Origin of the sequence: Streptomyces sp. NPDC058001, assembly GCF_042886315.1 — a bacterium.
Classification (GTDB): domain Bacteria; phylum Actinomycetota; class Actinomycetes; order Streptomycetales; family Streptomycetaceae; genus Streptomyces.
On record NZ_JBHVQT010000017.1, the window covers coordinates 117,951 to 130,913 of the forward strand.

Sequence of the window (12,963 nt, forward strand, 5' to 3'; positions counted from 1 at the left end):
CCGCGCCCGCGGTGACAGGGCGTGCCGGCGGTGCCAAGCCGCCCCCAGCCGGGGGGTTCGGCACCGCCGGGCCGGTTCGCGGCGGCCGAGCGCCACTGCGGCGGGGAGTCGAACCGACTCCGGGCCGGGTGGCAGCGGTGCCCTGGGGAGATCGGTCCGCTCTCAGGGCACCGTGCCGCCGGGGGCAATGGCGCTCTACGGTGGGCGGTGACGTCGTCGTACGATGCCGGGCGTGACGCACGACGACGCACCGCTGCTCGCGGACCTCATGCCGTGGTCCGTCGCAGCGCCACGGCCTGGCCGGGGCTGGCCTCTCGCCCCCGACCCCGCGTCCCTCAAGGCCCGGTGGGACACCCTCGTCAAGGCCCAGGGGCCGGACCGTGAGGCGCTGTTCGGGGTGACCCGGTCCCGTACCCCGCACTCCGCCGTCGCCCAACTGCCGGGCCAGGCCACCGGAACCGGGCGCATCGCCCGTGAGTCGGGACCCTGTCCCGAGCCGGTGCGGGTGCTGTACGGGCCCTTCGACGAGCAGTGGCTGATCCCCGATCACCGGCTGATCGACGCGGCACGCCCCGAGTTGTGGCGGGTCGCGGACTCCCACCAGGTCTTCGCCGTCGAGCAGCCGGGCGGCCCCGACACGACCGGTCCCGCGCTGCTCGTGTCGTCGCTGCTGCCGTTCGCCGCACCGCAGCCGAAACCGGCCCCTGGCCGCGCCCCGACGCCCCGCACCGGACGCGTCCGGCCGCTGTACCGGCGTCCCGGCGCCGCCGAACCGAATCTGGCACCGGGCCTCATCGACCACCTGGGCGAGCGTCTGGGCCACTCTCCCGCGCCGCTCGATCTGCTGGCCTGGATCGTGGCCGCCGCCCGGCCGGGTCCCGACGGCTGTGCCGTACCGCTCACGGGCGACGCCGACGAGTGGGCCCGGGGCACGGCGGCGGGGCACCGGATGCTGCGGCTGATGCGTCGGGGCGACGGGGAGCGGCCGAAGCTGCCGGGCGGCCGACGCCCGTACGTCCGCGCTCCGCTGCCCGCACGCCCCCTCGAACTCCGTTACGACCGCGAGGAGGAGGCCCTGCACCTGGACGAGGGCCGGATCGCGCCGGTGCCCGCCGCCGCGTGGGACTTCCAGGTGGGCGGGGTACGGGTACTCGACGCGTGGTTCGCACGGCGCGTGGAGCCCGCCGAACCGGGCACCCTCGAAGCGATCCGCCCGGCGGCATGGCCGCAGCCCTGGACCTCGGACCTGCTGGAACTCGTCACGGTCCTGACCCTGCTCGCCGAACTCCGCCCCGACCGCGCGCGGTCGGCGACCCCGGCGGCACCGGTGACCCGAACGGACCTGCGCCGCGAGGGTGTTGTCCCGCCCCCGGATTCGGCCCGCCGCCCTGCCTCGGTCCTGGACCACCCGGAAGAGGGCCCGGAGGGCCAGTTCGCCCTGTTGTAGGCGTCCTGGGGCGTCCTGGAAGCCTCCGCTACGCGATCCGGTTACGCGAACCCGTCCAGGACCCGGTGCACGATCCCTTCGAAGACCGCGTCCACGTCGGCGGAGCCCGCGTCCTGGGCGAAGGCGGCGGCCAGTCGCGGATAGGCGCCGGTCGCCAGCCGGCTGCCCAGATAGGCGCCGCGCGCCGCGTTCTCCGCGGCCTCGGACCAGGGCAGGGACCGGGCGCGCTCCACCGTGGCGAGTTCGTTGGAGACATACGTCGTCACCACGCCGGTGACCATGGCCACCAGCACCATCTTCGTGCCCGACGGGGCGTCGAGCGGGTCGAGGCAGGTCAGACAGTGCTCCAGAAAGTCCATGGCGTGCGGGCTGAACCCGTAGACGGGTGACATCAGTCCGGGCATCCAGGGGTGACGGTGCATCAGGGCACGCATCTGGTGGGCGAGTCCGACCAGATCGGCGCGCCAGTCCCCGGTCGGCTCCGCGAGGTCGTACTCGGCGCTGACGGCGTCGACCATCAGCTCGTACAGATCCTCCTTGCGTGGCACGTAGTTGTAGAGCGACATCGTGCCGCACCCCAGCTCGGCGGCGACCCGGCGCATCGCCACCGCGTCGATCCCGCCCTCGTCGGCGATCCGCACGGCCGCCGCCGCGATGTCGGCACGGCTGTAGGCGGGCCGGGGCCCCCGGCCCGCGCGCTCGGCGCGGGCCCAGATCACTTCGGGTACGGCACTGCGCCCTGACATCTGTCGATCACCTCACGACCATCGTAGTTACGTACAACGTACGTAGTGGGCTATGCTCGGTCCATGACTACTACGTACGCTGTACTTAGTGAGGGTCTGGAGAAGCGATTCCATTCCCGGGGCGAGACCGTGCACGCGCTGCGCGGACTGGATCTCGCGGTCGCCCAGGGCTCGGTCTGCGGGCTGCTCGGGCCGAACGGCGCGGGCAAGACCACGGCGGTGCGCGTCCTGGCGACGCTGCTGCGGCCCGACGCGGGCTCGGCCCGGGTCGCGGGGCACGACCTGATGCGCGCGCCGCACGCGGTCCGCGCGGCCATCGGCGTGACCGGCCAGAACGCCTCGGTGGACGGTGACCTCACGGGCCGCGAGAACCTGCGGCTGTTCGCCCGGCTGCGCCGGGTGCGGGGCGCGGCGGGCCGGGCCCGCGCCGACGACCTGCTCGACCGCTTCGGCCTGGCCGACGCGGCGGACCGTCCCGTCACCGGCTGGTCGGGCGGGATGCGCCGGCGGCTCGATCTGGCCGCGAGTCTGATCACGCCACCGGCGGTGCTGTTCCTGGACGAGCCGACGACGGGCCTGGACCCGGCGAGCCGTAACCAGATCTGGCGGGCGGTGCGCGACCTGGCGGCGGACGGGACGACGGTGCTGCTCACGACGCAGTACCTGGAGGAGGCGGACCGGCTCGCGGACACCGTCGTCCTGGTGGACCGGGGCCGGGTGGCGCACCAGGGCAGCCCCGCCGAACTGAAGGCGGTCGTCGGCGCGTACGCGGAGGTGGTCGTCACGCACACGGACGCGCTGGCCTCCGCCGCCGGGGTGCTGGACCGGTTGACCGGCTCGGAACCGGTCCTGGACCAGGAGCGGAACACGGTGGGCGCCGTCGCGCTCGATCCGACGCTGACGCTGCCCCGGCTGGTGCGTGAACTGGACGCGGCGGGTGTGCCGTTGCTCGACGCGAGCCTGCGCCCGCCGACTCTCGACGACGCGTTTCTCCGGCTGACCGGACGCGCGACCGACCGGAAGGACCTGGTGGCATGAGCCTCACGAAGGAATCTGGTGACATGAGCCGCACGGAGGGATCCGCCGGCGCGAGCCGCACGGAGGGATCCGGTGGCATGGGCCTCGCGACCGGCGGTACGGCTCTCGCGTACGACGGCGCGGCGGTGCTCGGCCGGCATCTGCGGCGGGTGCGGAACAACCCGGGGCTGCTGATCCTCACCCAGACCATGCCGATCACGATGCTGCTGTTCTTCGGCTATGTGTTCGGCAGCGCGCTTGCCGTGCCGGGGCAGGAGTACCGGTCGTTCCTGGTGCCGGGGCTGCTGGTGGCGACCGCGGCGAACGGCCTGATGTCGGGCATGTTCCAGGCCGCCCAGGACTCCCACCGGGGCGTCATGGACCGGTTCCGCACCCTGCCGATGAGCCGGGCCGCGGTGCCGCTGGGGCAGGTGGTGTCCGATCTGCTGCTGACGGCCGCCGGTCTGGTCCCGCTGATGCTGGTGGGTCTCGCGGTGGGCTGGCGGATCGAGGGCGGCGCGCTCCAAGCGGTCGGCGCCGTGGGCCTGTTGCTGCTGCTGCGGGTGGCGACCTGCTGGATCGGGGTGTTCCTCGGGCTGTTGACGCGCAGCGAGGAGGCGGCGGGACAGCTCGGCGGTGCGACGTTCATCCTGCCGCTGCTGTCGAACGCGTACATCCCGACGGACAACCTGCCGAGCGGGCTGCGCGCGGTCGCGGAGTGGAACCCGATCAGCGCGGTGTCGACGGCGGCGCGGGAACTGTTCGGCAACGCGTCGGTGCCGGAGGGCGCCGCCTGGCCGGTGGCGCATCCGGTGGCGGGCTCACTCGCGTGGTGCGGGGTGCTGCTCGTGGTGTTCGTACCGCTCGCGGTACGGCGGTACGCGAACGCGGAGGGGTGAATGACGGGCGGTCAGGGGTGACTCGGTGGGGAGGGCCGGGTCGGGTGCCGCCGGGTGCGATGCCGCCGGTCACGGTGGTGCCGGGAGTGGTGTGACCGGGGGCGGGTGCACCGGAAAAGGGTCGTCGGGGCCGGGGTTCGCTCGGCCGTACCGGGGCGGCGCCGCGTGCCGTGGGGATGACGGTCGCAAAGAGCGCGGCGTCGCGCCGGGACGGTCCGCCGCGCCTCAGCGCCCGCCGAAGAGCGAGCGGCGCAGGCGGCGCAGCGGTGCGAAGAGCGACACCCGTCGCACCCGCGCGCCCCTGCTGCTGCGGTCGTGCGCGACGTCACGCGACGTGAGTTCACGCATCAGCGACGTCGCCTCCGCCGTCTCACGCTGAGGGACGGCGGGACCGCCGAGCACCGCGAGATGGCGGTCGAGGCGCGAGCTGGTCGCACTGCTCCCGCAGGTGATCGCAGGGACACGAGCCCTGCTGCGCACTGTTATCTGTTCCATGTCACTCCCCACCCGTACGAGGGCACCCGGCCCAGGGCAGGTTAACCCTATCGCCCCCTCGTGACACTCGTGTATCCCGCCCGCAGGATTCACCTTCCCGGTAAGGGGGTTGACAACCACTGTGCTAATCCACCTGAATCCAGGGCGAGTTGGACAGATTGCCGCACGGGATGACCGGATGACACCGAAGCGCAACGATCTGGCCATCTCGTCCGTATCGAACGACCTGCGCTTCGTCGCCGGTGGCCGCGAGGGGAGCCACCGGACGACCGCAGAGAGGGCCGCAATCGGCCCGGATTGAGCTAGTTTTGTGCTGAGATCGCACCGTCGCAGATGGGGACCGCCGGTGACGCAGGACCCGAGCAGTGAAGGCCACGGCCACGCCAAGGGTGACGGGAGTCACGGCAGCGAGCCACCGGGCGGTCCCCGGCTGATCGCGGATCGCTACCGGCTGATGACCCCGCTCGGTGAGGGCGGCATGGGCACCGTGTGGCGCGCCTTCGACGAGGTGCTGCACCGCGAGGTCGCCGTCAAGGAGGTCCGCGCCCCGGCCGGACTGCCGCAGTCCGATGTCGAGCGGCTGTACGCGCGTCTGGAGCGCGAGGCATGGGCCGCCGCCCGCGTGGCGCACCGCGGTGTGGTCACCGTGTACGACGTGGCGGCCGAGGGCGGCCGTCCCTGGATCGTGATGGAATTGATCCGGGGGCTCTCCCTGTCGGACGTGCTCGACGCGGAGGGCCCGATGTCCCCGCGCCGTGCCGCCGAGGTGGGCGCCGAGGTCCTGGCCGCGCTCCGGGCGGCGCACGAGGCGGGCGTCCTGCATCGCGATGTGAAGCCGGGCAATGTCCTGATCGCGAATGACGGCCGGGTCGTCCTCTCCGACTTCGGGATCGCGACGGTCGAGGGCACCTCGGCGCTCACCATGACGGGCGAGGTGATCGGCTCACCCGAATTCCTCGCCCCGGAGCGGGCGTTGGGCCACCGTCCGGGCCCCGAGTCCGACCTGTGGTCGCTGGGCGTGCTGCTGTACGCGACGGTGGAGGGCCAGTCACCGTTCCGCCAGGCGACGCCCCTCAACACCCTGCGGGCCGTGGTCGACGAGGAGTTGCCGCCGTCCCGGCTGGCGGGTCCGTTGGCGCCGGTGATCGAGGGGCTGCTGCGCAAGGATCCGGTGGACCGGATGTCCGCCGGAGAGGCCGAGCGGGCGCTGCGGATCGTCGCGGCGGGCGGCACCGCGCCCCGAAGTGCCGGCGCCGGGTCGCCCGACCCGTCCCAACTCCCCACGGTCATCGCCCCGATGGGACCGGGACCGGGGCCGCGATCGGGTCAGGGATCGCGACCGGGATCGTCACCCACTCCCCCACTTCCGTCACCGCACCCGACGCCGCAGCCGGACGCCCGGCGCCCCCGCCGCACCGCCCTCGCGGTCACGGCGGGCGTGGCCGTCCTGGCCCTCGCGCTCGGTGGCCTCGGCTACGCCCTGGCCACTCGCGGCGACGGAGGCGACAAGGGCAACACCGGTGCGAGCAGCAGCCCAAGCGATACGGGCGCCCCCACCGCGAGCGATTCGGCCGGAGAGGCGAGCGCGAAGAGCCCGAGCCCGAGTACGGGCGACGGGGCGAGCGCGAGCAGTGGCAGCGGGAAGACGGGCGGGGCGGCCGGAGGTGGGCACACCACGCCGGCGCAGTCCGTCCGGGTGACCGTCACGGCGGCCCGCACCACGTACACAGGGCCCTGCCCGGCGCCGGCGGCCGAGGCGCCCACCTTCACGGCGGCGTTCACGGTGGGCCGGGTCCCGGTCGACGTCGAGTACCGCTGGGTGACCCGGTCGGGCGAGCCGTCGGACCCGGGGTGGAAGACGCTGTCGTTCCCGTCGGGTGGCGGAACGACCAAGCAGGTCACGCATGTCGAGCTGACGTACACGGCGGACGCCACGTACGAGAACGCGATCGGCGTGGAGGTCCGGAGTCCGGTCCGGGCGACGTCGAACCTGGTGGCGTTCTCGGTGACCTGCCGGACGGAGACCCCGACGGGCGGGGTCTCCTCCACACCGGACTCGTGACGACCGACCTCGTGGGGAGGTCAGGCGGCCGAGGTGAACACGGGGAGATAGCCACCGGAGTGGCCGGCGGCCGTCGGGTGGTACGACTCGCCGATGTTGAGCCAGTTGACGCTGTGCAGCCAGGCGTCACCGGAGCAGATCTCGTGTCCGGTGAAGCGTGACGTCACATTGCCGAAGCTGAAGCCGTGGTCGGCGGCGCGCTTCGCGGTGACGTCGTTGAGGAGGTCGGCCGCCGAGTTTATGGCGGACCGGACGGTGTCGGAGAGACCGACGACGCAACTGCCGCCGATCTTGTAGAAGCGGGGGTAGCCGACCACGACCACGTGGGCGGCGGGGGCTTTGGCGCTGATCGTCGAGTAGACGTTGTCGAGCAGGCCGGGCAGCGTGTTGCTGACGTAGGTCCGCGCGGTGTTGATACGGGCCAGGCAGGTGGCTTCGGACTGCAGCACACAGGTCGTCATGACGTCCGAGAATCCGGCGTCGTTGCCACCGACGGAGATGCTGACGAGCCCGGTGCCTGAGCCGAGGGGGCTCATCTGGTTCGCCAGGACATCACCCGTTCGAGCGCCTGAGCAAGCGGTGAAGTTGAACGTCGAGGGTGAGTGGGCGGCTGCCCAGAGGGCGGGATAGGCGCGGCTGGTGCGCTTGCAGTCGCCACTGGAGCTGTCGTACGCGCCGGCCCCGACACCCGAGGAATACGAGTCCCCGAGCGCCACATACCCGGTGGGCGCGGCCTGTTCGGACGCGTTCGCCGTCGCCGCCCCGGTGAGGGCGAACGAGGCGGCGAGGAGGAGCGAGGTCATGTAGGCGGAAATTCGGAAACGTCTCATGGAACCTCCCTTTAGCAGGATCTCTGCCACAACTGTGGTACCACGCACCCCAGTTGACTGGAAGTGTTCATGCCAAGACTTTCCTGGACGCACCCGTCTCGTTCGTTCCGTGTTCGATTGCAGCCGCATGTCAGGGGCGTGACAAACCGTCAAGACTCTTGAGCTACGCCCGTAGACCGTCCACTCTGCTGAGCATGCCCGGAACGGAACTCATCGATCCGGGTCCGCTTGTGAACGTGCCGCGAACACGCGTCACGTCCCCCCACAGAGCGCGCCCCCCACGGCGCGCCCGCCTAGAGGAGGACCCCTCTACATGGCACACCAGCGCACCTCCACCAAGACCCGCCTCGCGGTCGCGATCTCCGTGGCCACCGCGGCCGGCCTGCTGGGCACCGTCACCGCCCTGCCCGCCCAGGCGGCCCCCGCCGAGGGCACGGTGCTCGCCGCCGGATCGCCGGACGCCATCGCCGGCAGCTACCTCGTGACACTCAAGAAGAGCGCGGGCCTGCGCGCGGCAACGCCCCAGGCCAAGGGCCTGATATCGAAGTACGGCGGCACGGTGAAGAAGACCTTCGGCACCGCCCTCAACGGCTACGCGGCCAACCTGACGGCGACCGAGGCCCGGAGACTGGCCGCCGACCCCGCGGTGGCCTCCGTCGAGCAGAACCAGCGCGTCCAGGTCGACGCCACCCAGAACAACGCCCCCTGGGGCCTGGACCGGATCGACCAGGCCGCCCTTCCGCTCTCCGGCACCTACACCTACCCGGACTCCGCGGGCAGCGGTGTGACGGCGTACGTCATCGACACCGGCGTACGGATCACGCACTCCGAGATCGCGGGCCGGGCCTCCAACGGATACGACGCCGTCGACGGTGACAACGTCGCCCAGGACGGCAACGGCCACGGCACGCATGTCGCCACGACGATCGCCGGGAGGACCTACGGCGTCGCCAAGAGCGCCAGGATCGTGGCCGTCCGTGTGCTCGACAACAACGGCTCCGGGACCACCGCCGGCGTCATCGCGGGCATCGACTGGGTGACCCGGAACCACAGCGGTCCCTCGGTCGCCAACATGTCGCTCGGCGGCGGCGCCAGCGCCACCCTCGACACGGCGGTGCGCAACTCCATCGCCAGCGGCGTGACCTACGCGGTCGCGGCCGGCAACAACGGGCTCAACGCCACCTCGTACTCGCCCGCGCGGGTCGCCGAGGCCATCACGGTCGGCGCCACCAGCAACACCGACGCCAAGGCCAGTTGGTCGAACTTCGGCGCATCGCTCGACCTGTTCGCACCCGGTGTCTCGATCACGGCGGGCTGGAACACCAGCGACACCGCCACGAACACCATCTCGGGCACCTCGATGGCCACCCCGCACGTCGCGGGCGCCGCCGCCGTCTACCTCGCGGGTCACACCACCGCGACGCCCGCTCAGGTCTCCACGGCCCTGGTGAACGGCGCCACCAACGGGGTCGTCACCGGCCCCGGCACCGGCTCCCCCAACAAGCTGCTGAGGCTCGTCCCTTAACGTCCGACGCAGCGTCAACACGCCCTGTACGGACGTGAGTTCCCCGGGGGCCCGGTGGCCTCCGGGGAACACCCGTGCGCGGCGTCGGCGTCTTGACGGGCCACCGGGCGCTGCGCGACATTGAAGCCCGGCATCCGGCGCTTCGGGGGGCAAAGTCGCCCATGCAGACCATAGCTGTCAAGCCAGCACCACACGGCACAGGTCTCCTGCCGTTGCTCGCGGGCGTGGCCGTCGCCGTCGCGGGGGCCGGCGCGTATCTCGTCCTGACCGCCGGCGAATCGCCGCTGCGCGGGCCCTGTGCCCTGTTCCTGCTGCTCGCCGCGCCCGCGTCCGCCGTCGGCGCGGCCCTGCACGGCATGGAACCGTGGGGCCGGCTGCTCGCGTCCCTCGCCGGAGCGGTCGCGATCGACATGCTGGTGGCCCAGGCCATGCTCGCCTTCCACCGGTGGTCGGCCACCGGCGGGGTCGCCGCCGTCACCGCCCTCAGCTCGCTCATACTCCTGCTGGTACTGGTACGGCGGCTGCGCGGCCGTACGGCGCGAAGGCGGACCTCCTGACGTGGACATCAGCGTGTACCGCCCCGGCGACCTCACCGTCGCCGACCGGGCGGCCTGGACGGCCCTTCAGTCCAAGGCGCATCTGAACGGCTCACCCGAGCTGGCGAATCCCTTCCTGTCCCCCGAGTTCACGCTCGCGGTCGGCCGCCATCGGCGCGGGGTACGGATCGCGGTCGTCCGCGAGAACGGGGAACCGGCGGCGTTCTTCCCGTACCAGCGGACCGCCACCGGGGTCGGCCGGGCCGTCGGCCTCGGCGTCTCGGACAGCCAGGGCCTGGTGCACCGGCCCGGATTCCGCTGGGACGCACGGGATTTGCTGCGGGACTGCGGGCTCGCCCTGTTCGAGTTCGACCATCTGGTGGAGGGTCAGACGCCGTTCGCGGCCGGGGTGTCCGGGACGTTCCCGTCCCCCGTCATGGACGTCGACGAGGGGTACGAGGCGTATCTCGCCCGACTCCGCGAGCGGTCACCGAAGTTCACCCGCACCACCCTCGCCAAGGAACGCAGGCTCGCCCGCGACCACGGCGAGGTGCGCTACGTCCACGACGAGCGGGACCCCGAGGTGCTGCGCACCCTGATGGAGTGGAAGTCGGCGCAGTACCGCAGGACCGGCCGCAGCGACCGCTTCGCGCACGAGTGGATCACCGGCCTGGTCCGGCATCTCTTCCACTCCCGCTCCCAGCAGTTCGCGGGCATCCTGTCCGTGCTGTACGCGGGCCGGGTGCCGGTCGCCGCGCATCTGGGGCTGCGCTCGGAGCGGGTGCTCGCCTGCTGGTTCCCCGCGTACGACCCGGCGTTCGCCAAGTACTCCCCCGGGCTCGTGCTGCATCTGCGGATGGCCGAGGGCGCCGCCGCCGACGGCATCGCCTATCTCGACCTGGGGCGCGGCCAGAAGGAATACAAGGACTCCCTCAGGACACGGGAACTGACCGTGTCCGAGGGCTGGGTGACGCGCCGTCACCCGGTGGCGGTCGGACACCGGGCGCGCCGCGCACCGGTCCGGGCGCTGCGCAACGCGGTGCTGTCACGGCCGGAACTGTTCGAACCGGCCGATCAATTGCTCAAACGGATAGGAAAAATCCGTTCGAGGGGCTAGACATGTTCGACAACAGGAATTAAAGAATCCATATGAGCCTGTGAAAGCGGGCCAAAACCGCAGAAAGGCAGACCATCGTTCCAGGTCTTGCCATACAGTCTCCACCATCAATACCGTCATACATCCACCCGCATCGGACAATCGTCAAGGCGGCTCCAGGGGAGGGCTCAGGACCGCGCGACGAATTCCGGGACGGGACGCGCCAGGGGGGTGCCGTGCCCGGTCACCGCACAGGGGGCCGAGTCGCGTGCCGCGCAACAGCTTCACCAGCTCACCCGCGGTTGGTACGGAGATCGATTACCGCATGACCTGGGGTGAGAACCCCCCTTTCGAACCGGACATTCATCGGGACCGCCCAGGGGCGGGCGGTCCACCGGACGAGAGGGAACAAACGCATGAGTTCTGCTGTGCGCCCGGCGCTGCCGGGCGAAGATCCCTTAGCCGAAGTCGAGTACCGGCCTATTTCCTCACACCTGGCGATCACCCCGCCCGTGAGCGTCGTGATCCCCGCCATGAATGAGGCGGAGAATCTCCCGTACGTGTTCAAGACCCTGCCCGCGTGGATTCACGAAGTGGTCCTCGTCGACGGGAATTCGACGGACGACACGGTGCGTGTGGCACGCGACCTGTGGCCGGACGTCAAAGTCGTACGGCAAATGGGCAAGGGCAAGGGTGATGCCCTGATCACCGGATTCGAGGCGTGCACCGGCGACATCATCGTGATGGTCGACGCGGACGGCTCGGCCGACGGCAACGAGATCGTCAGCTATGTCTCCGCCCTCGTCTCGGGCGCCGACTTCGCCAAGGGCTCCCGCTTCGCCAACGGCGGCGGCACCAGCGACATGACCCTGATCCGCAAGCTCGGCAACCGCGCCCTGTGCGCGGTGGTCAACGCCAAGTTCGGCGCCCGCTACACCGATCTGTGCTACGGCTACAACGCGTTCTGGCGCCGCTGCCTGGACCGTATCGACCTCGACTGCACCGGCTTCGAGGTGGAGACCCTGATGAACATCCGGGTCGTCACGGCGGGCCTGAAGGTGCAGGAGATCCCGAGCCACGAGTATCTGCGGATCCATGGCGCGAGCAATCTGCGGGCCGTGCGGGACGGGCTGCGCGTGCTCAAGGTGATCCTCAAGGAGCGGTCCAACCGGCGGGCGCGGCGGCTGCGCGTCACCGGACCCACCCTCGACACCGCCCGGGGAGAGGCGTCTTGACCTCTTCCGCCCACCCGACCCGTTCGGTGTCGGTCGTGATCTGCGCGTACACCGAGGACCGCTGGGAGGACATCCTCGCGGCGGTCGCCTCGGTGCGGGCCCAGTCGCTGCCCGCGCGGGAGACCCTGCTCGTGGTCGACCACAACCCGGCACTCCTGGACCGGCTGGCCCGGGAGTACAAGGGGACCGGTGACCGGGGCCGGGTGCCGGACGGGGTGAGGGACGGGGTGCGGGTCCTCGCCAACGCGGGGCCCCGCGGCCTCTCCGCCGGCCGCAACACCGGGATCGCCGCGTCGGCCGGGGAGATCGTCGCGTTCCTCGACGACGACGCCGTCGCCGAGCGCCACTGGCTGCGGTGTCTCACCGAGGGGTACGACGATCCGCGCGTCCTGGCGGTCGGCGGCCGGACCGAGCCGATCTGGGCGTCGGGGCGCCGGCCCGCCTGGTTCCCCGAGGAGTTCGACTGGGTCGTGGGCTGCACCTACCGGGGGCTGCCCACCGGGCGGACACGGGTCAGGAACGTGCTCGGGGGCAACGCCTCCTTCCGGCGCGCCGCCTTCGACGCGGTGGGCGGTTTCGCGACCGGCATCGGCCGCGACGGCGACCGGCGCCCCCTGGGCTGCGAGGAGACGGAACTCTGCATCCGGCTCACCCGGGCCCGCCCGGACGCCGTCCTGCTCATCGACGACCGAGCCGTCATCCACCACCGGGTGTCGGCGGGCCGCGAACGGTTCGCGTACTTCCGTACCCGTACCTACGCGGAGGGCCTGTCCAAGGCGCTGGTGGCGCGGAGCGTCGGCGCCGCCAAGGGCCTGGAGTCGGAGCGCCGGTACACCACGCGGGTGCTGCCCGCCTCGGTCGCGCGGGGGTTGCGGGACGCGGTCCTGGGCCGGCCGGGCGGCGCGGGGCGAGCGGGCGCGATCGTCACCGGAGTGCTCGCGGCGGCCGGCGGGTACGCACTCGGGAGCTACCGGGCCCGTGGGTCGGGGACGGCGTTCCGGATCGCCGAGATCGCGAAGATCGGGGAGATCGGGGACGGGACGGAGGCACCGGTGTGAGGGGGGAACCGGCATGA

General features: G+C 71.8%; 12 protein-coding genes. 9 read left to right on the forward strand and 3 right to left on the reverse strand.

Annotation, left to right across the window (positions count from 1 at the left end; translation table 11 throughout):
• The first annotated feature begins 223 nt into the window (after positions 1-223).
• Positions 224-1,447: a type ISP restriction/modification enzyme gene (locus ACFVT5_RS36565; protein ID WP_389897257.1), complete on the forward strand. Its 1,224-nt coding sequence runs from the start codon at positions 224-226 to the stop codon at positions 1,445-1,447.
• Positions 1,448-1,488: 41 nt separating this feature from the next.
• On the opposite strand, the gene ACFVT5_RS36570 is transcribed toward ACFVT5_RS36565, so the two are convergent.
• A complete protein-coding gene (locus ACFVT5_RS36570; RefSeq protein WP_389897259.1) occupies positions 1,489-2,193 on the reverse strand; it encodes a TetR/AcrR family transcriptional regulator in 705 nt (234 codons plus the stop codon).
• A gap of 63 nt (positions 2,194-2,256) precedes the next feature.
• Here ACFVT5_RS36570 and ACFVT5_RS36575 point away from each other — a divergent pair, with 63 nt between their 5' ends.
• Positions 2,257-3,231 (forward strand): ATP-binding cassette domain-containing protein, encoded by a 975-nt coding sequence (locus tag ACFVT5_RS36575; protein WP_389897261.1) that lies wholly within the window; start codon positions 2,257-2,259, stop codon positions 3,229-3,231.
• Between the two features lie 77 nt (positions 3,232-3,308).
• Complete coding sequence (locus tag ACFVT5_RS36580; protein ID WP_389897446.1) at positions 3,309-4,109, forward strand: ABC transporter permease; 801 nt, start codon at positions 3,309-3,311, stop codon at positions 4,107-4,109.
• Between the two features lie 225 nt (positions 4,110-4,334).
• Here the strand turns inward: ACFVT5_RS36580 and ACFVT5_RS36585 are convergent, their stop codons facing one another.
• A complete protein-coding gene (locus ACFVT5_RS36585) occupies positions 4,335-4,604 on the reverse strand; it encodes a hypothetical protein (protein ID WP_389897263.1) in 270 nt (89 codons plus the stop codon).
• Positions 4,605-5,058: 454 nt separating this feature from the next.
• On the opposite strand from ACFVT5_RS36585, the gene ACFVT5_RS36590 reads away from it, so the two are divergent.
• Positions 5,059-6,666, forward strand: coding sequence for a serine/threonine-protein kinase (locus ACFVT5_RS36590; protein ID WP_389897449.1), 1,608 nt, complete (start codon positions 5,059-5,061; stop codon positions 6,664-6,666).
• Between the two features lie 20 nt (positions 6,667-6,686).
• Here ACFVT5_RS36590 and ACFVT5_RS36595 read toward each other — a convergent pair whose 3' ends face one another.
• Complete coding sequence (locus ACFVT5_RS36595; protein WP_389897265.1) at positions 6,687-7,496, reverse strand: GDSL-type esterase/lipase family protein; 810 nt, start codon at positions 7,494-7,496, stop codon at positions 6,687-6,689.
• Between the two features lie 313 nt (positions 7,497-7,809).
• Here ACFVT5_RS36595 and ACFVT5_RS36600 point away from each other — a divergent pair, with 313 nt between their 5' ends.
• The 5 genes from ACFVT5_RS36600 (at position 7,810) to ACFVT5_RS36620 (ending at position 12,946) form a co-directional block, all read left to right on the forward strand.
• Positions 7,810-9,021 (forward strand): S8 family peptidase, encoded by a 1,212-nt coding sequence (locus ACFVT5_RS36600; protein WP_389897267.1) that lies wholly within the window; start codon positions 7,810-7,812, stop codon positions 9,019-9,021.
• 161 nt (positions 9,022-9,182) lie between these two features.
• Complete coding sequence (locus ACFVT5_RS36605) at positions 9,183-9,578, forward strand: hypothetical protein (protein ID WP_389897269.1); 396 nt, start codon at positions 9,183-9,185, stop codon at positions 9,576-9,578.
• 1 nt (position 9,579) lies between these two features.
• On the forward strand, positions 9,580-10,674 hold the full coding sequence (locus tag ACFVT5_RS36610) for a GNAT family N-acetyltransferase (protein ID WP_389897271.1): 1,095 nt from the start codon (positions 9,580-9,582) through the stop codon (positions 10,672-10,674).
• Positions 10,675-11,069: 395 nt separating this feature from the next.
• Entirely contained in the window at positions 11,070-11,888 is an 819-nt protein-coding gene (locus tag ACFVT5_RS36615; RefSeq protein WP_389897274.1) for a glycosyltransferase family 2 protein, read from the forward strand.
• The gene (locus ACFVT5_RS36620; RefSeq protein ID WP_389897276.1) at positions 11,885-12,946 is read left to right on the forward strand and encodes a glycosyltransferase family 2 protein; all 1,062 of its coding nucleotides are present in this window, start codon (positions 11,885-11,887) and stop codon (positions 12,944-12,946) included. Before ACFVT5_RS36615 ends, ACFVT5_RS36620 begins: the two co-directional genes overlap by 4 nt.
• Positions 12,947-12,963 lie beyond the last annotated feature (17 nt).

Excerpts from the sequence above, each read along its gene's own strand:
- ACFVT5_RS36565 (WP_389897257.1), top strand. The coding sequence starts at position 224 with ATGCCGGGCGTGACGCACGACGACGCACCGCTGCTCGCGGACCTCATG.
- ACFVT5_RS36570 (WP_389897259.1), bottom strand. The coding sequence starts at position 2,193 with ATGTCAGGGCGCAGTGCCGTACCCGAAGTGATCTGGGCCCGCGCCGAG.
- ACFVT5_RS36575 (WP_389897261.1), top strand. The coding sequence starts at position 2,257 with ATGACTACTACGTACGCTGTACTTAGTGAGGGTCTGGAGAAGCGATTC.
- ACFVT5_RS36580 (WP_389897446.1), top strand. The coding sequence starts at position 3,309 with ATGGGCCTCGCGACCGGCGGTACGGCTCTCGCGTACGACGGCGCGGCG.
- ACFVT5_RS36585 (WP_389897263.1), bottom strand. The coding sequence starts at position 4,604 with ATGGAACAGATAACAGTGCGCAGCAGGGCTCGTGTCCCTGCGATCACC.
- ACFVT5_RS36590 (WP_389897449.1), top strand. The coding sequence starts at position 5,059 with ATGACCCCGCTCGGTGAGGGCGGCATGGGCACCGTGTGGCGCGCCTTC.
- ACFVT5_RS36595 (WP_389897265.1), bottom strand. The coding sequence starts at position 7,496 with ATGAGACGTTTCCGAATTTCCGCCTACATGACCTCGCTCCTCCTCGCC.
- ACFVT5_RS36600 (WP_389897267.1), top strand. The coding sequence starts at position 7,810 with ATGGCACACCAGCGCACCTCCACCAAGACCCGCCTCGCGGTCGCGATC.
- ACFVT5_RS36605 (WP_389897269.1), top strand. The coding sequence starts at position 9,183 with ATGCAGACCATAGCTGTCAAGCCAGCACCACACGGCACAGGTCTCCTG.
- ACFVT5_RS36615 (WP_389897274.1), top strand. The coding sequence starts at position 11,070 with ATGAGTTCTGCTGTGCGCCCGGCGCTGCCGGGCGAAGATCCCTTAGCC.